Here is a 19,327-nt window from a genome sequence, read left to right on the forward strand (position 1 = left end):
CCTGCGACCTAGCACGGCCTCGCTACTCAGCCGCCGAGCTCTTGGACCCAGGCGAGGATCGTGTCGGCCAGCGGCGGGAGTCGGTCGCCGTACCGGTGCTGAACCTGCAGCAGGTTGTCGTCGGTGATGTCGAGATCACGGAGGCGCTTCGATGCGGTGCACTCACGGACGCGTACGACGCGCCAGCCCGCAGCGAGCAGCGCGAGGGTCTTCACGCAGTCGGCGCGTCGCCTGTCGGCGGCGTGATGGTAGGCCAGCCCGTCGTACTCCACGACCAGACGCAGAGAAGGGACGACGATGTCGCAGCGTGCGGGGAGGGAGCGGCCGCGACGGTCGAGCCACCGGACGTGACCGGCGGGTGCATTGCCGACGGCATCCTCGTGTCGCTCGAGCAGCAGCGCGAGCAGCGCGCGCTCTTGGTGGGAGGACTGCCCCACGTGGGGGCAGTGGGGGCACAGGCATCCGTTCATGCGTGCCGCCGGCGAGGCCTGCCACCGGTGCGTCCGGTCCTGCGCGCAGATCCATGCCAGGCGGCGGTTGCTGCGGACGTGTACGCGGAGGGGGGCCAGGCCCAGAGCGCGTACGCCGTCGGCGTCGAGCTCGGCGTACAACTGGGGTTGGGCAACCGCGAGTGTGGTGGGGTCACCGGTCAGCGCCTCCTGGCCGGCGCAGCGCGGGCATCCGTTGCCGTCCAGTGCCCTTGAGGAGACGCGGGCGCACCATTGGTAGGTGCACTGCGTGCACAGCCACGCCGCGATGCGCCGCGAGCCGGGAGTGACGGACCCGGGGGTCCGCTCGCCGTTGCGGGTGGGGTGCCACTGCTGGGCCAGTTCGGGAGCGAGGGCGGCGAGCGAGGTGGTGTGATCGGCGCGGTACCCGCGACAGACGGAGCAGCCGGCGCGCATGTGGACCCGGCTGGTGCCGGCTTGAAGCCAGCGGTGGATTCCGCCAGCGCCGAGGGGATGCCGCCATGGGAGCGGCACCTTGGTCCCGGGAGCGATGTGCGCGAAGTCGAGACCCATCGCTGCGGCGCGCTCGTGGTCGGCCTCGGTGGCGAGGTGCGGGTAGCGCACCAGGATGGACTCCTGGAGCGGAACCCACTTGGGCTTGGGGCGGCGCTTGGGTTCAGACGGCATCATCGTCGCCGATCAGCGCGTCGTTCATCGCCGCGGACCTGTCCAGCCACCAGACCACGGCCATGATGCCGCCCTCGGGCATGTCGCGGCGCCAGGGACGCAGCTCGGTCAGGAGCTCCTCGAGGTTGCCCTCGAGGATCCCGCCGGGCAGGTTCCGCGAGAGCCGCACCTGGTGACGCTCGCCGGTGTGTCCCTCGTAGAAGAGGCGGAACCCGTGGCTCACCTCCAGCGGCGGGATCATGCCGAGCCTCCGGCGCCTGCTCTCCACCTTCATCACTTCTGCTCCTCATCGTTCGTCAGACAGGCGGCAGACCAGAACAGGTCGTCGCGTTCGGTGACCCCGAGGTCGCCGCAGTTCCAGCACAGGTGCTGATCGGTCAGGTACTCCAGGCACATGTCGACCTCGAGGGTCTGGCCGTGGTCGGCGTAGATGTCGCGCCACGCGGCCACGACCCAGCCCTTCGGGTCATCGAGGTCGAGGACCACCTGGAGGCGCTCGGCGTCGAGCGGCGGATCTGTCTCGTCGGACCCGTGCGCCCGCATCGCAGTCTCGGCGAGCGTCTTGCTCTCCAGGTCACCGACCTGGGTCGCCCACGACCTGACGGTCCTCCATACGACGTACGGCGGCTCGCCAGGCCGCACGCAGCGCGCAACGAACTCGGGCGCATGGAAGACGCCACGATCCGCCAGTTCCGCGACCGCAGCGCGCTCCCCCGGCTTGACCTTGGGTGCCGCCATCAGGCGGCTCATCAGGTTCGCCGAACGCTGCTCGTCGTTCTTCTCCATTCACTCGTTCCTCTCACATCAACTCGTTCTCAGGACTTCCTCGGTGCACACGAGTCTGACTGGACAACAGTTGAACATATGTGCCGTATCGCGACACACCGTACGCACAACTGCTCACCTCCGCAACGCCAAAGAAGCGAATGAAAGGATCGGTGAGTGGACCCGGACATAACTGCAGGTCAGCGGCGTCTCGAGCAGGACGTCACTGCGGCGATGTCGAAGTTGCGCGAGGCCGAGGACAGACATCAGAGGGCAGCGCGCGTGCTTGCGGATGCCCTCCTGAGTGCCAACGAAGGCGGCGTCACCTGGGCCCGACTCACCGAACTCACCGGCTTCAACTCCCCGGCGACCACGCGGATGCGTGCCCAGCGAGCGAAGAACGTCTCGGAGCTCAACCCGTCGCTGCGGTGGCGCGTGGAGCACGGAGGTGCCCCGCGGCCGTCGAAGCCGAAGCCTGGCCTATCGATCAGCGAGGCAGCGCAACGTCTCGGAGTGAGCCGCACAACGGTGTATGCCCGCATCCAGAGGGGTGAGTTGCGGTCAGTGACGGATGACGCAGGTCATCCTCGCGTCGTCCTTGAAGAGGACTAATCACCTACGACCCGGAGGGTGTGCACTGTCGCTCTTTGAGCCGCGTCGCGAAAAGCACGCTTCGTCGATGCTTAGCCTGCGCATGCTCGGAAGAAGGAGCCCCAACCCGCCCGACGCGAATCACCGGGACGAATGCTCCAAGCTGGTTCCGCGAATCGGGTCCCTCGATCGATGCCGCCGATGCAGGCTTGTACCGTGCCCACCTACCGACGAGTGACCACTCCTGAAGGTGCCCGAGCTCTGGCAACGCACCTGAACGGGAACGCGAGGGACCGACCCGTCATCGTGGTGACGACGCCGCACGGCCGGACGGAGCCGTGGATCGACATCGAGGAGATCGTCGACCAGGTCGGCGACATCGCCGAGATCTATCTCGTGCCCACTGGCCCGCACTCGTGGGACCTGTCCAACAACCTCCCGGCCATGACGCAGGTCTACGGCGGCGCCGGACGGGTCTATCCGGTCGGCCACGAATGGGCAAGCGAGCCGCGACGGTCCCCGCTGCGGTTCGCCTACAGCGCTGCGGAGGGCCCAAAGGCGACCACCGCTCTCATCGATGACGCACTCCACATGGCGACCGAAGCCGGCCTCTTCGACAACGTGCAGACAACGGCGCGCGTACGCCTCACAGGTGTCGTGGTCGGCATCGTGGCCGACCGTGCGATGGTGAAGCTGGACGGGCGCGTCGGCATCGTCCCGGACGCACTCGCCTTCCCCGGTCTGCCGTTGGAACGGTCGCTCCAGCCGGGCCAGGAGGTGACGGGTCTGTACGACGCCGACAGCCGCTGGTTCGACGTACGCGAGTCCCGCCTCGAACCGGACGTCGCGCTCTCGTCGTACGCGGCCGGCGACGTCGTCCTGGTCCAGGTCGAGTCCGTCGAAGCCGACCGGGCGTCCGTCTTCCTGCACCCGCTCGTCACCGTGGACGTGACGCACACTGCCGTCACCTCCAACCCGCTCGACGACCTGTCCGACCTCATGACTCCCGGCGAGGTGCTGCCGGCACGCGTCCTCGCGACCGGGGGCGAATGGCAGCTCAGCGTGCTCGACATCGACGACGACGAGGAGCCGGTCGCGGCAGCCGCCCTCTTCGCGGGCGGCCCACCCTGGCTGGTCACGGCGACCCCGACCGATGTCTCGGAGCCGGCCCCGCCTGCCACGGCACCCATCGAGGTCCTGTCGTTCGACGTCGAGATCGACGTGGCTGACCCGCACGCCGAACCCCCTATCCCCGACGCGCCAGTGACCGCCCCAGCACTAGCGGGTCCGAGTCCAGCGATGTTCGATCGCAGCCGCGCCGTCCGACCGCGCCCTGCGCCGGGACCGACAGAAGCGCCCGCAAAGCCACCGGCCGCAGCGGCCGAGAGCGCCAGCACGAAGTCGATGTCCCTGACCATCGCATCCCTCCAAGCGGAGGTGCGCACCGCAAAGAGGCAACGTGACGAGGTGCACGCACAGGCGCAGGGGTTCGCGACCGAGCTGGGGCATCTGCGCACCGAGCTGCGCCAGGTCGAGGACCAGGTGCGCCGCCTCACGCAGCAGCTGGAGCAGTCCCGGACGAAGCTGCGGAAGTCACGATCGACCTCCAGTCCGACCGATGCGCCGGCCTTCGCCGACCCGGAGCGGGGTTTTCACTTCCTCGTTGAACGGGCGTGGGCCACGCGCATCCCAGCCGCGGAGCAGCCGACCTGCCTGTTGGGCGACTACACATTGGGTCCGGACTTCCTGCGGAGCCTCGACGCCCTGCACGGTCTCGCCACGGATCGTGTCGCCGACGTGGTGATGGAAGTTGTCACAGGGAAGGCCGCGCTGTCGGGGGGCCGCGAACTCCACCAACTCCGTACGGACGAAGCCGGCGGTTCGCCCCAGAGGGTGCGTGAGGACGGGGCACGGGCCTGGCGGGTCAGCCTCCAGTCCAACACCCCGGCCGCGCGCCGGCTCCACTACTGGGTGCTGCCTGACGGTTCGATCGAGCTCGCGAGGGTCGGCGTGCACGACGACATGAGCATCTGATCCGGCAAGGCGGGACGAAATTGATGACTCCCAAGATGGGCCCTGCGAGGATGCGCGCGTGACCTCGATCTCGGACATCCCGATGCCGCCGTACACCGTCCACCTGAGCGACGGATCGAGCGGCGAGGTCGAGTTCGGGTACACCGAGGGCCTCCTCGACGTCCTCGGTCACGAGCTACTGGTGTGGACCCGTCCCACGGACGGCATCGACCCCGGGCTCGACTGGCCGGGCCCGAAGGCGGGACGGCGCGCCGTGCAGAACACGTGCTTCCGCATCTTTACGGCGGTGGAATGGGGAACTTTCGGGTACAACACGCCGCTGGAGTTCGACCTGCCCAACGGCACCACGGTCCTCACCGTCCGCGAGCCGGAGACGGCCGAAGCGGTGCACGCGACTGCGCTGGCTCCGCACACTCCGGTCGCTCGAGTGGGCTGGGAGCTCCGGCGCAACGACTTCGGCCCCCTTCTGCCCGTCAGCGCTGCGGAGCTTCCCGGGCTCATCCGCAAGTGCCGGGAGGTGGCGGACAGGCTGCCGTGGGACGCCGCTGTGCCGCATGACCTCACGATCGACGCTGCCTCGCTCGGCGAGGACAGCTTCCCCGTGTCGGACACCTACGGACCAGCAAGCCCGCTGGTGCGCGCCGTGGCCGCGTCTCTGGTCACGGCAGACGAGGTCGTCGTTGGCGGTCTGCTCCACAACGCCTACCTTCTGCGCGACGCGGGAGAGTCACAACATTGGTTCGACAGTCGCTTGTCCACCATCGCTCGTGGCGCCGGCAGGTCGGCCGCCGTGTCCCGATGCGAGGAGCTCGCCAAGTCCCTGTCGATCGCCACGCCAGAAGACACGAACGCGGAGCGCCTTGAAATGGCGGTGCGGGTGACGCTCAAGACGGCCGCGCTCCACGACCGGCTCGACGCCGCCGATCGCATGCGCGGCTACGGCCCTTGGGAGACGAGCCTCCACTTCCCGGAGCGCCCGCCCGGCCAAGCCGCGGCAGAAGAGACCATCGCCTCGGTCGAAGCCGCGCTCGCGGCGTTGTCCCCGGCCGCGCTCGCGGAGCTGGTCGAAAGACACGGCGACGAGAGCGGATACGAGGACCTCGACATCTACGCCGTCACGCACCGCACCGGCCTGCCCCCTGGCCACCGTCTGCTTGAGGGGCTCTCGGACCGGACGGGCCGACACGTCGAGGAAGTCCGTCCCCTCACCACGACGCTGCTCTCGGCCACGGCATGGCGCATGGAGGACGGTGAGAGCGACGACGACACGTCGGCGTACGTCGGGTGGGGATTGGTCGACGAGTACGGCGACCTGCTCCCCAGCCTTGAGCTTCTTCTGCGACTCGGGCCGAGGCCTGAGGACTACTGAGATCCTGCAACTGGACACATGTCGTCCGCACACTAGGCGCGCCAGGCGACCGGTGGGCGGAAGACACCGAAGTCGGGCGGCGTCAACGGCGCGGCGCCTCGTCGGTCGGCCAGCTCACGAGTTCGTGGCGCGACGTCCCAGCCGACTTCACTCCCTACGGTTGAAGGGGTAGCCGCCGGCGCGCGCCGCGCGCCTAATGACTGCCAAGGCCTCGGGGTGGGGGTTGTGGGCAGCTACGTGGTCGTAGAGCTCATCGGCGCTTAGGTCGCGACCGCGCACAGCGGTGTCGTCGTCCATGTCGCCCAGCAGGTCGCCAGCAATCTTGTCCTCATCGGCGTACTCGCGCAGCCAGTCGGTGAACGGGGTGGTCTCATGCGTGGGGATGGCGCGATCGCTCATGGCCGATCTCCTCCGGTGATGTCGTGGTGGTGGCGGTGGGTTGCTCAGGCTAGAGCCATCACCATCACAGGAGCAGTAACGAGCAGCACTCAGAAGAGGGTGAAGAGCGGCAGGGCCCCGAAAGGGCAAGGCGGTTCCTGAGATCCAAGCAAGACTGACAAGCGTGATGGGGATCGGGATCGAGATGAAAGGCCCTCTGGGGCCTGATCCTCAGGTACTTCGACTCCCAAGGCGCTCACTTGGACGTGCCGAGTGTTGGCCACTCCCTAGGTCGAGCACTGCCTCACTGTGCCCGTCGTCGCTGTTTGCCTTCGCGGTGGGCTTCTCGTAGTACAGGTCGATGGTTGCTACGCACACGCGTGAGCCGTCCCCGCCGACGGAAGGCGAGGACCGGTGCCAACTGGGATAGCCGCCGCCGGCCGTCCACTTATGACACCATCCGTCGTCCGCCTATCCCGAGTTGACCCACAATCCGTGGGATTTCAGGGAAGTGGCGGCGGGACCGGAACGATTCTCTTTGCGGCGTTCCGGCAGGTCACACGCGTTACGCGATCTACCCCATCTCTGGGGGTGAAGTGCGGTCTCGAGGACGAAGCAGTACGTAGACGGCGAGCACGAGGTGCGGGAGCCGTGCGGACGCTGGGTCTAGTGCCGGCTGGTCGACGGAATGCTAGAAGCGCTCGGTCGGGCACTCAGGGCTGACTCACCGACGCCGACGCCCATCCGGTTCCTATGCTGCCAGCCGACACGCTGGTGTGGACGTTACGCGGCGCAACGACAGACATGGTGGACGGCGTAGCCGCCGGTCGGGAGTCCAGTTCGAGGGCAGCGGTCGATTCGAGCAAGCGCGAGGTCAGAGCGGCTCGCCGCAGCTGGCGCAGGTGTCCTCGCCCTGCTCGTAGATACCCCCGCAACAGTACGTGGGGAATCCATCAGCACAGTTGGTGCAGCCAAAATCGACTGAAATCTCGTCGCTGTTACCCACCCACCCGCAGAACGGACAAGTCGCGGTGTCGTCAGCGCTTTCGCCGCCGAGGCCTGCCACGGCGCCTAACACCTTGTCGAAGAGTCCCATCGTCAACCTTTCAAGCCCGTCACTGCCAAAGCCGACACTACGGCAGGTAGTCGCGACGCGCGGAGTAACCTGTGGGTCCCCCAAGACGTTCTCGGCCGATCCGCAGCCGCGACCAAAACACGGCAGGAATCAGAGTCAGCAGCGGCTACGAAGTGACGCAGATCGGCCGTTCTGGTTGCCGATGGTCTTCCAGGGTGGAGACCCAACTTTCTCCGATCGCTGATCCTCTTTGACGTACTCTCGGGCAACGACTCGGCCAGAATCGAGGAGGATCGATGCCGACAGGCCCAAAGCACCAGCGTTTCGTTGATCAAGTTGACCAAAAGGGAAACGAGGTCTCCTACGCAGAGGACTGCCGCTGCACGATCGGCGAGGACCACAATGCAGACCCGGACGATCTCTGGGGTGAGTCGTTGAGCGGATCGTCGTACGCGGAAGACATCTGGATGTCGTCTGGTCAAGATGAGGATTACGACCTCCGCTGATATCCACTCCGCGCGCGAGGGCCGCCACCACTGAGAGTCGAGGAGGTCATCGATGGCAATCGAGCATGACGAGCACTACTACCTCTGCCATGTATGCGAGGGCGAAGGCATGGCCGACGTACAAGTGTCCGAAGACGGAGACACCGAATGGTCGTGGTGCGCCGAGTGCGGTGATGGCATGAGCAAGGGCACGGGGTACATCGAAGGGGATGACGACGACTGCGAGACCAACCCATGCGACGTGGCAACCGGAGCGATGACGCTTTGACGCTGGGCAGTCCTCAACTAGTTCAGTCGGTCCACGAGCGGGGCGAATGGGATCGTCGACTGCCGTGGCGTGCTTCTGTGAAGTGTCGCCAAGTCCAAAGCTCAGGCGCGGAGCTCATCGGCCCGGGCGGCCCAGACGCGCCTGGCTCCATCACGACGTTGAGTTAGCGCATCATCAACCCGCGCAGCACACGGCTGGAACCCCGGCCCAGGACAAACCCACTGAGTAGCGCACGCGAGAGCGATTCGGTCGTCGCGCCAGATCGAATCGGTAACGACGAGTACGGGCGGATGGCAGCACTTGCACTGGAGATCGAGGCAGTGCTGAATGACGCTTGGAGCGGCCTGTTCTCCGCCGCTATCCGCCCCACGCCCTCTGTTCGAGCGAGTCAAGCGCGGCCAACCGGGCTGACTGTTGAGCGACCACCCGCTCACCCGCGGCCGACCAATGTCGGTGGTGCAGGCGACACCGGCGCGGTGAGTACAGCCGCGGGCCCGGCTCCGGTGAGCCGGCGCGCTCTTCGGATATCGATGGCGACGACTTGCTGATCCTCGATGCCTCCGACGGCGTGCAGTTGCGCGCCCTTCGAGCCACCTGCTGTCCGTCCGTTGTGGCGGCCGCGTCGAGAGCGCCGCACCAAGCGGGCAGTTCGGCAAGCCTGTCGAAACCGGCACCGCAATCGTCAGGGTCGGAGCTGGACCGAAGGAAAGTATTCCTTGGACCATGTTCGCGCGGCCCCGTCCATCGTGAACACCTCGGCGTTGAGTCGTTCGCCAAGGATGATGAGCTGTTCGTCGGTCAACCCGGGACATGAGAAATCTTCAGTAGCTGAGCGTGCGTGAAGCTCGAGCTGGCGGCGGCAGTCATGAGCGGACTCGTCCTCGGCGATGTGTAGCTCGCGCCCTTGGAACCGCCCTCGGTGGATGTCACGCAGACCCCGTCGAGCCTCGCCACGTGGAATCCCGCGCCTAGCAGCAGCCGGAAGCGAATGACTCAGGAGCTCGAGTGCGACACGGTGCGGCAACAGCACGTCGGAATGTCCTTCCATCGCGTCGCGCACGCCCGGGCTGTCATGGACGTCTGGGTGAAGCATCACGTGGGTATCGAACAGCGGGCCGCGGACGCGACCTCCCCCGGTACGGGCCATCCGGCTGACCGGAGCCGTGCCGAGCGCCGCAAGCGCGTCGAACGGACCGGGCCGGTACCCGCCCTGCACGCGGGGCGCCTGGGCCGAGACGCGGACGTAGAGACTTTCGTTGTAGAGATCAACGACGAGCTGCGCCAGCGAGTCGCTCTTGGCCACGACGTGGGTGCGTACCCGCGCTCCGTCGTCGCGCACTACGTCATCGAGCTCCCGAATCGCTCCGATCATGACCAACTGGTGGACGTACAGCTCGTACTTGCTGACCAGGTCGCGTGCTTGGGTCGTCAGGCGGATGCTCGACCGAACCACCGCCTCGTCCCTTAGCAGCACGACGAGCTGCTGACCTTCAGGCAACGCGGGGGCGCGGCCCAAGAACGAGAGCGTCTCCGCATACCTTTCTCGTGCTTCCGGCGTGAGCTCCGTGCATGACTTCTCCGAGATTCTTGCGACCGTGTCGGAAAGGACGCAGAAGACTGACGACCGCATCTCGGAGGGGAGTTTCGGCACGGCGCGTCCATGGGCGAGGTCAACAGTCGCTTCCAGGTCGAGGAGCACTATGTCGGACGAGCGCTCCACCAACTCGCTCCGGCTGATGCGGATCACTCTGGGTCCGGCGGGAACGTCGGGACGACGTCTTCGAGGTCGTCGTAGTCGCTGTACTCGAGCAGCAACTCGGCCTGACGTAGCCACGCTTGGCGGGTGCGCGCGAACGCAGAGTCAAGCATCTCGACGCAGCCGACCACGCCCATGCTCGCCTTGTCGACGTACATGGTGGGAGCGAAGGACCCCTCGGTAGCTGTGAGCTCGGTCCACGCGGTGGCCGAGAACCTCCCCGAGCGGTAACAGATCGGCAGGAGCATCCCCCATGGGTGGCGCTCGCGGAGCCGGGTAGCAAGGACGTGTCCCTCCAAGCGCGTCGTGCCGCCCTCGGGCGGGAAGTCGTGGTCGAGGATCAGGACAAACGGCTCCTCGCGTCGGATGAGCGCCGGTACGGCGCTCGTCAGCTGCTGATACGTCACGACCTCGCGGCCCGGGTAGTCGAACCCGAGGTAGGCAACGTCGTCCCGCAGCACATCTGGGTCGTCGTCGACGACGACGACCGGCAGCTTCCGAGAATTCACTTCAGCGCCCTTCCTGCGGGGAGCTCGATCGTCACCCACGCGCCGCCGCCCTGGTCCAGCGCCGCGAGGCGCCCGCCTGCCAGGTCGACGCCTTCGGCGGTCGATCGTAGACCGATCCCCAGTCCGTGGTCTGGCGAACTCGTGTAGTTCCAAGACCGGATATCGTCCATGAGGTTGGGGGGCAGCCCAGAGCCGTTGTCCCGTACTCCGATCGTTACGATCCCGTATCGCTGGTCGTCGCCTAGCTGCGGAGCTCGGAAGTGCGTCGACACCGATATCCGGAAACCCCCCTCCGGTGTGCGTCCTTGCGAGCGCAGGAGGTCGCCCTGCTTGACGCTGTTGCTTACCAAGTTCTCGATGAGGAATGCGACAAGCCCCGCGTTGGCCTCGGTAGTGAGGCCCTCCTCGAGGTCGCGCTCCACCATGATCGACAAACGGTCGGTCGTGGACCGGAAGGACGCAAGGACCTCGTCGATGACGGGTTCGAGCAGGGTCGTCCCGCTCACGTCGTCACGCTCGCCGATCCGCAGCAGGCGGCGCAGCCGTTCAATCCGTTGGCCGGCCTCCTCAAGACTTGGCCGCACGAGGGTCAGTGCCGCACGCGCTCGGTCGTCGGACTCCTCCGCGCGCCGAAGGACCGGGAGGGCGTCGTTCAGGTTCTTCCCTGGAACGGCCATCATGTGAAGCACGAGACCCTGGAAGTTGCGAAACTGCTCGGCTGTGAGCACGTCCGCCCGCCGCTCGCCTGAGACGGGGTCGCAAAGGTCTTCGATGCCGGTGACGTGGCTTGGGACTGACGGGAAAAGCGCGGGGTGCAGGTCGGCCGGCATGATGACCCCCAGGTGCTCAGCGAGGCGGTGCAGGACCGAGACGGCATGGCCGTCGCGTCGGGCCTGGGCACGGCGCAGCTCGACCGCGAGGACGGAGCGGCAGTCGTCATTGACGTCGGCTGTACCAAGTGCGGTCAACACGTGACGGGGCTCGACGGTGTTGAACTCGCCGGAAACGCGTGCCAGCCGAAGGAAGTCCGGTGAGCTCCACTCCATGCCGTCGACCCCCAGCCCGGCCGCGGCGAGGTCAACTTCGGGACCCGAGCCCGCGCGCCCCGCTGCCTCCAGACGGTCGAGCTGTGCGTCGCGGCTGGCACGGTGCTCGATCGTGTCGAAGGCGCGGTGCACTCGATCGACTCCAGCAACCAAGCCGTAGCGCGCGTGGGCCGCGCTGATCGCGGACAGGGTCGCAACCAACCCGTCGTGAGCGGTGTGGCACGACCGGAGGCGGCTACGGACGTCGTTGGCGAGCGGACCGTACGCCTTATAGCGGCTCGTCGGGTAGGAGTCGGCTATGCGCAGCAGCTCGCCTTGGCTGAAGTTGGCGTCGACCGCGGACAGTCCTGGAGCAGAGCGGAGTGCGGCTATGGCCTCTAAGAGGACTTCTTCGCCCCGGGCGAGGCACGTGGCAACGTTTTCCCGAACTGTCGTTGGGGTGCTCTCGCTGGACTCGACCCGGGAGATCGAGAGACCACCCACGACGAAGGTCGTCCACAGACCTGCCGTCATCGACTGACCGCCGAGCAGTGTTCGGACTCGGTCGAGGTGACCGAGCCGGGCTTCGCGCGGCAGTGCCACCATGAGTGACTCGAGCGTCGCGGGCGTGGGGTCGATCCGGGCGCTCGTCAGCCGCTCCACCTGTCGGTCGATATGCGAGTAACGACCGACCTGGTTGAGCTCCGCGAAGGCCTCCACGAACGCGCGAACCGACTCGGTCGCCCGGTGCTGCAGCCGCAGTGCCTCCTCCCTGCCGGGCGTCGGCGGCTGACTCTGATTGACCCGTAGCTGGCGTCGCACCCAGATCATGCGCTGGATGGTGGCTCCGCAGTCGCGCTCCCACCGGTCTGGTCGGCCCCATCGGAGGGCGCGCACCCAGCTCTGGATGACGGATGGCGGACACGCGATCAGGACCTGGTCGTCGCCGAAGTCCCACAGCTGCTCCAGTATCTCGAGCGCGCGCGCGGGCTGCCGCTCGACGGTGAAACGGTCCGCCACGGCCGCGACCAGGTCGGCGTACTCGTCACTGCGCCTTTCGAACGGCAGTGCCGCCAAAGCTGCGGTCCATGCGTCCAATTCGTCTACGGGCAGCTCAGCGACCCGTAACAGCCCGTGCATCACTAGTGCCTGGTTGACGTGGGGAGGAAGCGAACCGGCCCGCGGGAAAACGATCTCAAGCAGGGAAAGGTCATCCGCGGCGGTGAGGGACGCGACAGCTCTGAGCTGGTCCGACTCAGCCTGCTCGCGGGCGGCGCCCAGCCAAGCACAGACACTCTCTCCGTTATCGAGCAGAAGCCGAAGAACCGTGTGCCACGTCTCCTCGTCGACTCGGAAGTGAGTGCGGTGGCCCAGTAACCACGAGACCGCGACATCAGCACCGCGAGCAACCATGACGGCAGCGAGGATCTCCTCGAGCATTCGGACGGTGACCCGGACACCCTGCCAGGACGCAAGCACGTCGGCGGCCAGCAGCGGACGTGTGAGTGCAGCCGACCGGATTGTCCTTTGCACGATCTCCATCGAGAAGCACGACCTGCCGTCGCGCATGGCGGCGCTCACGACTTCCACCGCATCGGAGACCAGGTCGGCGTTAAGCAGCGCGTTCAGTCGGCGGTTCTGCGCTTCGGCCAACTGGAACCGCGGCAACTGCTTATGCTTCTCGTGAAGGCCCGCAGCTTCGAGCCAGCGGCCGGAGTTCTCGTAGGCACACGTCAGTGCAAACAGCATCTCGCCGCCGTCATCCTCGGGGCCGAACGGCGAGGCGGCGCACAGCGCCGTAACGGCGTCGACATCGCCTTTCATGGAGAAGCTGCGGGCCGCGGTGCCGTAGAGGCGGGCGCTGCTCTCACGCGCGTTCTCGGCCACGGCAATCGCCACTCGCACAAGCTCCAGGTCGCCGCCACGAGCGGCCCGGCCGACGATGCGGATGGCTGCCGCGCTATCGCCGAACCCTCCGGCCACTTCGGCGCGTCGCACCTTGGACGCTATCCCGGCCGTGCCGATACCACTGGCCAAAAGGGCCTCGTCGAGTCGATCCTGTGCTTCCTGGTCGAAGCGCAGCGAGGCGTGTTTGGCAGACTCCAACCGGTCGTCGATCCAGGTCGGGGCGAGGTCGACGAGCGACTCGATAGTCGCGACTGCTCCATCGATGTCGCCGCAGCGCAGCTGCCACTGCACCAGGAGCGTCCGTGGTCCCACGGCCTCAGGAAATGCGTCCACGTGCCGCCGGAACGCGCCGGAGACCACATCGCGCTGCTCAGTGAAGTGCTGCAACTGCGACAACACCGCACGGCAAACTCGCTCGTCTTCGGAGTTCCGGACCTGCGCTGCGTGCAGGTTATCGAGGTTGCGTGCATCGACCTCGAACCTTTCCTGAGCGTTCCCGGAGTCAGAGGTCTTGAGTCGGGACAGGACCAACTCGGCGGACGGGATCGCGTCGGTGGTGCTGTTGTAGACGGCGTACCGGAGGTTCTCGAGAAGTCTGATGAGGTCGGGATCCGGTGATGCGGTCATGGCTGGAGGCTAGTTGCTCTAGACCCACAGTACGCAGGTCGTTGTCAAAGCGGGCTGTCTTACGGCCGGGGCTGCACGCGCATCATCTCCCGCCGTGCCAACGGCTTTCTCTAAACTCGGACGACTTCGGCCTAGCGTCATAGTGCAGCGCGCGTTCTCGCATTGAACCGGCCTGCTGGTGCATGCTCTGCGACCTGGCATCGTGCTAGAAGCGAACTGGGCATGTCGAACCTGTGAGCGGCGCACCCTGTACTTGACCCGGTCGACACGACGGCGCTCAGGGGAATCTCAGCGCATACGGGGCATGTCCGAGGCTTGGGGGTCACATGCGTTGTGGTGCCCGAGTTGCATCACAGGTCTGGAACGAGTCGAGCCCAACCGGCCGTCCCTCGATCTGGCTGCCGCCGCTGCGGCCTCGAGCTCGAACTCAAATCGACAAGAATCAGCGGGCGCCGACGGCCGAATGGTGCGACAAAGTCTCACCTCGCGAGGCGGACGGTCGACGTCCACCGCGTGGTTGAGTCTCTTCCAATCAAGTTCACCCTCGCTGAGTTGTACGTCGAAGGAGCCGAATTGGCTGCGCTCGACCCGGTTAACCGACATGTTCGGGACAAGATCAGGCAGCAGTTGCAGGTCCTGCGCGATGCGGGTCGACCCAGATTCCGCGGGCAGGGAGTACACGCGCCTCGCACCCGAGCTTGAGACAGATTGGCCGCGGTCGAGCGCATTAGGAGTCCCCGGACTGCGTAGCACGGACCATACGGCCCGCAAGCCTCTTCCAAACGATGATCAGCCGAGTGGCCCGCTCCCTTCGACACGGGTGACCGGCCACCGAGTACCGGGACCGCCTGCAGACCTGCCTGCGCCGCGTGGTCGGTGTCACGGGTAGCTGCGCAGCTATGGCAGCGCCGCACGCACGGAGACGTTCCATCCCCCTGATTGAGGGTGCAGAAGCAGTTGCAGGAACCCCTTCAGAAGCCGTCCTACAACGAGCTCCCGCACGACCCACCACAAACCTCACGCGGCATCCAATGCGGCTCCGACCTGCGCAAGAGTCTGTGAGCGCGCCTTGAAGATGACATCCCCGCGTGCCGCGCTAGTGAGACTCCACCACATGCTCTTGAGGACTCGATGTACATCGTGTACATTCAATCTCACACGGCCGGTTGCGGCCGCGAACCGCACCACACTCAGGAGCACCACCATGGCCACCACCCACTTCCCAACCATGGCCGAGGGCCGAAACCACTTCAAGGACGTTCTCGACGCAGCAGTCGAAGGGCGCCCTGCGTCGGTTAGTCGTGATGACACCCGAGTGGCCGCAGTGGATGCTAGGCGACTCGTTCACTTCCTCAGCAGTCTGCGCCCAGCACGTGCGCAGCTCGTTGCCGAGGACGGCGGATGGAGCTTGTTCCTGCCTGGCTTGCCGATCGCAGCGTCCGGGGAATCAGTCGAGGAAGCGCTAGACGAAGGGGTCGAAGCTCTCCGCGACTACGCCGAAGCGTGGTCCGATCGGCTACGTCTTGCCCCGAATCACGAGGACAACTGGGGAGTCGTTCAGTTGGTCGAGCTGTCGTCCGATGGACAGCTGAAGGCTTGGCTGCGCGGGCGGTGAAGTTTCCGGCGGCCACACGGAAGGACCACCAGACCTTCTGTGTAACTGAGGGATGGGAGAAGCGGAAGTCAGCCCGAGGCAAAACAGGGGATCATCACCGCTACGAACTTGTGCTCTCAGACGGACGCATTCTCTACACACGCGTCAGTTTCCCGGTGAACGACCGCGATTCATACGGCCCGCAGTTATGGAGTCATATTCTTCGTGACCAACTCGACGTCACGAGCGAAGAATTCTGGGCCTGTGTGAATGAGGGGGTAAAGCCCTCTCGAGGGGTGGTGGAAGTTGAGCCTCACGAAGCGATTCCCGCCGGCGTGGTCGCGACACTCCTCGGTTTCGGTGTGCCCGAGCATGACATCCATGGCATGACCAAGCAGCAAGCGATCAAACGCATGACTGACCTTTACTCAGGGACGTCTGACTAGGACCGGCAGCCGTGCCAACGCCTCGCCTGCACGACCTCGATCTCCAGTGTGGTTGGCCGTCCCCTTCTGCGTCGGCTCCAGCACTTGCAGCGGTCGCTCGTGACGTATCGCAATCCCGGTCTGCAGAAATGCAAGGCTGTCGTTAAGCAGTGGGTTGGGCCTCCCAGCTTCAGTACCTCATCCGCTCCTCTGGTGACCCCGGCGCGGCGCACTGCAGCTGTGGCGCGGACGGAGCTGCACGCGAGATGGGGCAGTCCCTGAATGGAATATGGTGGCAGCCGTTGTCGGTCGCTATCCGCCCCAAGCCGTCTGTTCGAGCGAGTCAAGCGCGGCCAGCACATCGCCGACCCCTCGAAGATGCAACACGTCGATGGGCCGAGCTCCCTCGAGATACGAGTCGTGGCCAAACAGCCATTCGTTCACGATCTCGGGGACGTAGATCAGCGACCCGCGTGCCACCACGTGGTCGAGATCGACCAGCAGCTTCGCCTGTGCCGGCGTCGGCATCACCATGCCGGCACTCCACTTAGACAGCAGAGGACGGGTGACACCCAGGCACTCCGCTACTCGCGTAGCCGTACCGAGAGCCTCGATGAGGAGCTCGACGCGAGTCGCCACCAGCGCTTCGAATGTAGGGCCCTTCCGTGCCATGGCGACATCATCGCCCAAGCAACCGACAGTCCCGCGAGTGTGAGTTGCAGGGCCACGACCGATGGCGAGGCGCATCCACCTGGGCCTGATGACGACCACAACCATCCAACGGGCTCTTCACAACTCGGTGCAGAAACGGTTGCAGAAACCCCTCCAGAAGCGTGTTTGATAACGATTTGCCGCACGGCCCACGCCGGGCCTTCACGCGGCGTCCAACACGCCTCTGACCTGCGCAAACGTCCGCAAGCGCTCCTCGAAGATGACTTGACTCGATTGGGCCCGAAAAGCGTTACGCGCCGCTACGGATCAGAAGGTTTGGGGTTCGAATCCCTACAGGCGCGCAGCACACGAAGCCCCGGGTCAGCACGCTGACCCGGGCTTCGTGCATTTCTGGGGGCGACCCGGTCGGCGCCTGCGGATCCCTGTCGGGCCCGCCAGGTGCGGGGTGCTGCCCCAGAGGGGCGGCACGTCGTCGGGCTGGGCCTGCTTCCCGTGCGGTCTGCCGCCACCCTGGGCCGGTGATGGGCCGGTGATGGGCCGGCGATGGCAGGCGCGGGCTCAACTGGCGGCGTACGACGTCCGGCGGCCCCGGATCCCTGTCGGGTCCGCCAGTCGCGTGGCGGCGCCCCACGTGCGGTCACGAAACCGCCCGCTCGGCGCGTCCGTGCGGTCACGAAGCGCCCGGTCGGTGCGTCCGTGCTGCACGAGAGTGCCCGCTCGGGGCCTCCGTGCGGTCAGGAAGTGCCCCCTCAGCCGTTGGGCTCCTGGTCGCGCAGGAACCGGCGCGGGTCCTCGGCCGCCCGGGGCAACGACTCCATCCACCGCGCGAAGTCGTCGCCGAGGCGACGCTCGAGGTCGTCGAGGTAGATCACGCGCATCTCCACGGCCCGGAACCGGGAGGCGTCGGTGCGGGCGCGCTGGAGGGCCACGTAGCTGCTCCGCCAGGCCTCGCACAGGTCGGCGTCGGTCAGCTCGTCGGTCACCTCGAGGACCGGCTCCTCCACCTCCCCGGCCGCGGGGGCACGGGGGGACGGCGGGCGCGACGGATCGGTCCGGAGCCTCGTCGGCGTGACCCTCGCCAGCCGCTCGGGACCCACCAGGGCCCGCACCCGACGCCGTACGTCCGGGTGGAGCAGGACCAGGACCGCCACCACCGGGACCGCCCCGAGGCCCAGCATGCCGAGCAGCCCGATGCCGCCCACCACGAACGTCGGCGCGACGAGCCCGACGGACCCGAGACGGAAGCGCCCCGGGTCCTCCTCCAGCAGCCACCTCAGCCCGGTCCACAGCCAGCCGGAGACCATCACCAGGAGGAACAGACCGGCGCTCGCCAGCCAGCCGAGCAGGAACGTCGCCGCGGCGACGCCGACCGCCAGCACGAAGGCGCTCGCCCCCACCCACACGGCTCCCGCACCGCGGGCGACGTGGCGCCGGAACCCGGAGCCCTCGGTCCAGGTCACTGCACTCATCGTCCGTCCTCCTCGTCGTGTCCGATACCCGCCACGGGGCCGCCGGCGTACGCCGCACCGACCGGACCGGGGTCGCCCGGCACGCTCGCCGCCGCGAGGGCGGCCACGAAGCCCACGTGGTCGAGCCGCTTGCGCAGCGCGCGCTGGCGGGCCGAGCCCGATTTCTGCGTACGCCGCTGCGTCACCAGCTGCGCGACGGTCGTCCAGTCGCCCGCGGCCAGGAGGGCCGGGCGCAGGTGCTCCACGAGCCGGTACAGCACGGCCGGTCCCGGCGCGAGGACCCCCGTCCGGGGGTCGACCAGGAGCGTGCCGAGGCCGTACCGGGCCGCACCCACCAGCGAGTCCTCCAGCACGGCCTCGGGAACCACGACCACCGGCTGGTGGGCCGCGGCCTCCGCGATCGCCGTGGCGACCATGGCCCGGCACAGCGCCGCCTGGAGCAGCGTGTCGGCGACGGTCAGGCCGGTGTCGGCGATGCGGAACTCGACCGTGGGGAAGCGCGGCGAGAGGCGCGCGTACCAGTAGACGCTGCCGGCGTCGACCGCCTCGGCGGCGATGCACTCGGCCAGGGCGGCGTCGTAGGCGTCGGGGTCGCGACACCACGGCGCCACCCGCGCCGTCGGCCAGCGGCTGAAGACCTTGTGCCGGTAGCTCTCCCACCCCGAGTCGCCGCCGTCCCACATCGGTGAGTTGCCGCTCAGGGCGAGCAGGAGCGGGAGCCACCCGCGTACCCGGTTGAGGGTCTCGACGCCGGTGGCCCGGCTCGGCACCCCCACGTGCACGTGGGCGCCGCACGCCACCACCTCGTCGGCGAGCCCGGGGAAGCGGTCCCGGATGCGCTGGTAGCGGTCGTCCTCCGTGTGCGCGCCGGGACCGCTGGACCGGAAGGGCGCCGTACCGCTCGAGATCATCTCCGCCCCCCGAGCGGCCGCCGCGCGGGCCACGGCCCGACGTCCGGCGGTCATCTCGGCGGCCAGCGCACCCAGGTCGGTGCACACCCCCGTGGCCGACTCGATCTGGAACTGCATCCACTCGGCCTGGAACCGTCGCCCCACCGGGAGGTCCCCGAGGACCTGGGGAGCGACCGCGGCCGTGCTGCCGTCGGGGTGGAGGAGGAAGAACTCCTCCTCGACCCCGACCGTCGGGACCGGCGGTGCGGGCGGCGGTGCGGGCGGCGGCGTCGTCCGGGGGGCTGCAGGGCACACGGCGGATCCGCCCCC

At 67.2% G+C, this 19,327-nt stretch carries 17 protein-coding genes; 7 read left to right on the top strand and 10 right to left on the bottom strand.

What is annotated here, in order from left to right; all coding sequences use genetic code 11:
• Window positions 1-26: 26 nt before the first annotated feature.
• Genes ASG94_RS08760 through ASG94_RS08770 form a run of 3 tightly spaced genes read right to left on the bottom strand, consistent with a single transcriptional unit; the run spans window position 27 to window position 1,922 of the window.
• The gene (locus ASG94_RS08760; protein ID WP_156411478.1) at window positions 27-1,136 is read right to left on the bottom strand and encodes a zinc-ribbon domain-containing protein; all 1,110 of its coding nucleotides are present in this window, start codon (window positions 1,134-1,136) and stop codon (window positions 27-29) included.
• Window positions 1,126-1,410: a hypothetical protein gene (locus ASG94_RS08765; RefSeq protein WP_056925886.1), complete on the bottom strand. Its 285-nt coding sequence runs from the start codon at window positions 1,408-1,410 to the stop codon at window positions 1,126-1,128. Before ASG94_RS08765 ends, ASG94_RS08760 begins: the two co-directional genes overlap by 11 nt.
• On the bottom strand, window positions 1,410-1,922 hold the full coding sequence (locus tag ASG94_RS08770; RefSeq protein WP_056925887.1) for a hypothetical protein: 513 nt from the start codon (window positions 1,920-1,922) through the stop codon (window positions 1,410-1,412). Before ASG94_RS08770 ends, ASG94_RS08765 begins: the two co-directional genes overlap by 1 nt.
• A gap of 156 nt (window positions 1,923-2,078) precedes the next feature.
• On the opposite strand from ASG94_RS08770, the gene ASG94_RS08775 reads away from it, so the two are divergent.
• From ASG94_RS08775 to ASG94_RS08785, 3 genes are all read left to right on the top strand, one after another.
• Complete coding sequence (locus ASG94_RS08775; protein ID WP_056925888.1) at window positions 2,079-2,513, top strand: excisionase family DNA-binding protein; 435 nt, start codon at window positions 2,079-2,081, stop codon at window positions 2,511-2,513.
• A gap of 195 nt (window positions 2,514-2,708) precedes the next feature.
• A complete protein-coding gene (locus ASG94_RS08780) occupies window positions 2,709-4,526 on the top strand; it encodes a hypothetical protein (protein WP_156411479.1) in 1,818 nt (605 codons plus the stop codon).
• 58 nt (window positions 4,527-4,584) lie between these two features.
• Entirely contained in the window at window positions 4,585-5,895 is a 1,311-nt protein-coding gene (locus ASG94_RS08785; protein WP_056925890.1) for a hypothetical protein, read from the top strand.
• Between the two features lie 147 nt (window positions 5,896-6,042).
• On the opposite strand, the gene ASG94_RS08790 is transcribed toward ASG94_RS08785, so the two are convergent.
• Window positions 6,043-6,294, bottom strand: coding sequence for a hypothetical protein (locus ASG94_RS08790; RefSeq protein ID WP_056925891.1), 252 nt, complete (start codon window positions 6,292-6,294; stop codon window positions 6,043-6,045).
• A 1,612-nt stretch (window positions 6,295-7,906) separates the two neighbouring features.
• Here ASG94_RS08790 and ASG94_RS08795 point away from each other — a divergent pair.
• On the top strand, window positions 7,907-8,122 hold the full coding sequence (locus tag ASG94_RS08795; protein ID WP_056925892.1) for a hypothetical protein: 216 nt from the start codon (window positions 7,907-7,909) through the stop codon (window positions 8,120-8,122).
• A gap of 682 nt (window positions 8,123-8,804) precedes the next feature.
• Here ASG94_RS08795 and ASG94_RS08800 read toward each other — a convergent pair.
• The 3 genes from ASG94_RS08800 to ASG94_RS08810 are packed head-to-tail and all read right to left on the bottom strand — an operon-like array spanning window position 8,805 to window position 13,947.
• Window positions 8,805-9,869 (bottom strand): hypothetical protein, encoded by a 1,065-nt coding sequence (locus tag ASG94_RS08800; RefSeq protein ID WP_056925893.1) that lies wholly within the window; start codon window positions 9,867-9,869, stop codon window positions 8,805-8,807.
• Window positions 9,866-10,426 carry a hypothetical protein gene (locus ASG94_RS08805; RefSeq protein ID WP_156411480.1) on the bottom strand — a complete coding sequence of 187 codons (561 nt, stop codon included), beginning with the start codon at window positions 10,424-10,426 and terminating at the stop codon, window positions 9,866-9,868. The genes ASG94_RS08800 and ASG94_RS08805 overlap by 4 nt, the downstream gene beginning before the upstream one ends.
• Window positions 10,384-13,947, bottom strand: a complete 3,564-nt coding sequence (locus tag ASG94_RS08810; RefSeq protein ID WP_056925895.1) for an ATP-binding protein — start codon at window positions 13,945-13,947, stop codon at window positions 10,384-10,386. Before ASG94_RS08810 ends, ASG94_RS08805 begins: the two co-directional genes overlap by 43 nt.
• 336 nt (window positions 13,948-14,283) lie before the next feature.
• On the opposite strand from ASG94_RS08810, the gene ASG94_RS22650 reads away from it, so the two are divergent.
• The 3 genes from ASG94_RS22650 to ASG94_RS22160 all read left to right on the top strand — a co-directional run bounded on the left by ASG94_RS22650 (window position 14,284) and on the right by ASG94_RS22160 (window position 15,987).
• The gene (locus ASG94_RS22650) at window positions 14,284-14,649 is read left to right on the top strand and encodes a hypothetical protein (protein WP_442938465.1); all 366 of its coding nucleotides are present in this window, start codon (window positions 14,284-14,286) and stop codon (window positions 14,647-14,649) included.
• A gap of 502 nt (window positions 14,650-15,151) precedes the next feature.
• Window positions 15,152-15,562, top strand: a complete 411-nt coding sequence (locus tag ASG94_RS21315) for a prevent-host-death protein (RefSeq protein ID WP_082624016.1) — start codon at window positions 15,152-15,154, stop codon at window positions 15,560-15,562.
• 155 nt (window positions 15,563-15,717) lie between these two features.
• Window positions 15,718-15,987, top strand: a complete 270-nt coding sequence (locus ASG94_RS22160; protein WP_200958037.1) for a hypothetical protein — start codon at window positions 15,718-15,720, stop codon at window positions 15,985-15,987.
• Window positions 15,988-16,278: 291 nt separating this feature from the next.
• Here ASG94_RS22160 and ASG94_RS21675 read toward each other — a convergent pair whose 3' ends face one another.
• The 3 genes from ASG94_RS21675 to ASG94_RS08825 form a co-directional block, all read right to left on the bottom strand.
• Window positions 16,279-16,500 carry a hypothetical protein gene (locus ASG94_RS21675; protein WP_156411481.1) on the bottom strand — a complete coding sequence of 74 codons (222 nt, stop codon included), beginning with the start codon at window positions 16,498-16,500 and terminating at the stop codon, window positions 16,279-16,281.
• 887 nt (window positions 16,501-17,387) lie between these two features.
• Window positions 17,388-18,107 (bottom strand): hypothetical protein, encoded by a 720-nt coding sequence (locus tag ASG94_RS08820; protein ID WP_156411482.1) that lies wholly within the window; start codon window positions 18,105-18,107, stop codon window positions 17,388-17,390.
• Window positions 18,104-19,312: a carboxylate-amine ligase gene (locus tag ASG94_RS08825; protein WP_056925898.1), complete on the bottom strand. Its 1,209-nt coding sequence runs from the start codon at window positions 19,310-19,312 to the stop codon at window positions 18,104-18,106. Before ASG94_RS08825 ends, ASG94_RS08820 begins: the two co-directional genes overlap by 4 nt.
• Window positions 19,313-19,327 lie beyond the last annotated feature (15 nt).

This window comes from Nocardioides sp. Soil805, from assembly GCF_001429625.1.
Lineage (GTDB): Bacteria > Actinomycetota > Actinomycetes > Propionibacteriales > Nocardioidaceae > Nocardioides.

What these genes read in the sequence shown, in the direction of transcription:
- ASG94_RS08760 (WP_156411478.1), bottom strand. Translation starts at nt 1,136, where the DNA reads ATGCCGTCTGAACCCAAGCGCCGCCCCAAGCCCAAGTGGGTTCCGCTC.
- ASG94_RS08765 (WP_056925886.1), bottom strand. Translation starts at nt 1,410, where the DNA reads ATGAAGGTGGAGAGCAGGCGCCGGAGGCTCGGCATGATCCCGCCGCTG.
- ASG94_RS08770 (WP_056925887.1), bottom strand. Translation starts at nt 1,922, where the DNA reads ATGGAGAAGAACGACGAGCAGCGTTCGGCGAACCTGATGAGCCGCCTG.
- ASG94_RS08790 (WP_056925891.1), bottom strand. Translation starts at nt 6,294, where the DNA reads ATGAGCGATCGCGCCATCCCCACGCATGAGACCACCCCGTTCACCGAC.
- ASG94_RS08795 (WP_056925892.1), top strand. Translation starts at nt 7,907, where the DNA reads ATGGCAATCGAGCATGACGAGCACTACTACCTCTGCCATGTATGCGAG.
- ASG94_RS08810 (WP_056925895.1), bottom strand. Translation starts at nt 13,947, where the DNA reads ATGACCGCATCACCGGATCCCGACCTCATCAGACTTCTCGAGAACCTC.
- ASG94_RS21315 (WP_082624016.1), top strand. Translation starts at nt 15,152, where the DNA reads ATGGCCACCACCCACTTCCCAACCATGGCCGAGGGCCGAAACCACTTC.
- ASG94_RS21675 (WP_156411481.1), bottom strand. Translation starts at nt 16,500, where the DNA reads ATGGTGATGCCGACGCCGGCACAGGCGAAGCTGCTGGTCGATCTCGAC.
- ASG94_RS08820 (WP_156411482.1), bottom strand. Translation starts at nt 18,107, where the DNA reads ATGAGTGCAGTGACCTGGACCGAGGGCTCCGGGTTCCGGCGCCACGTC.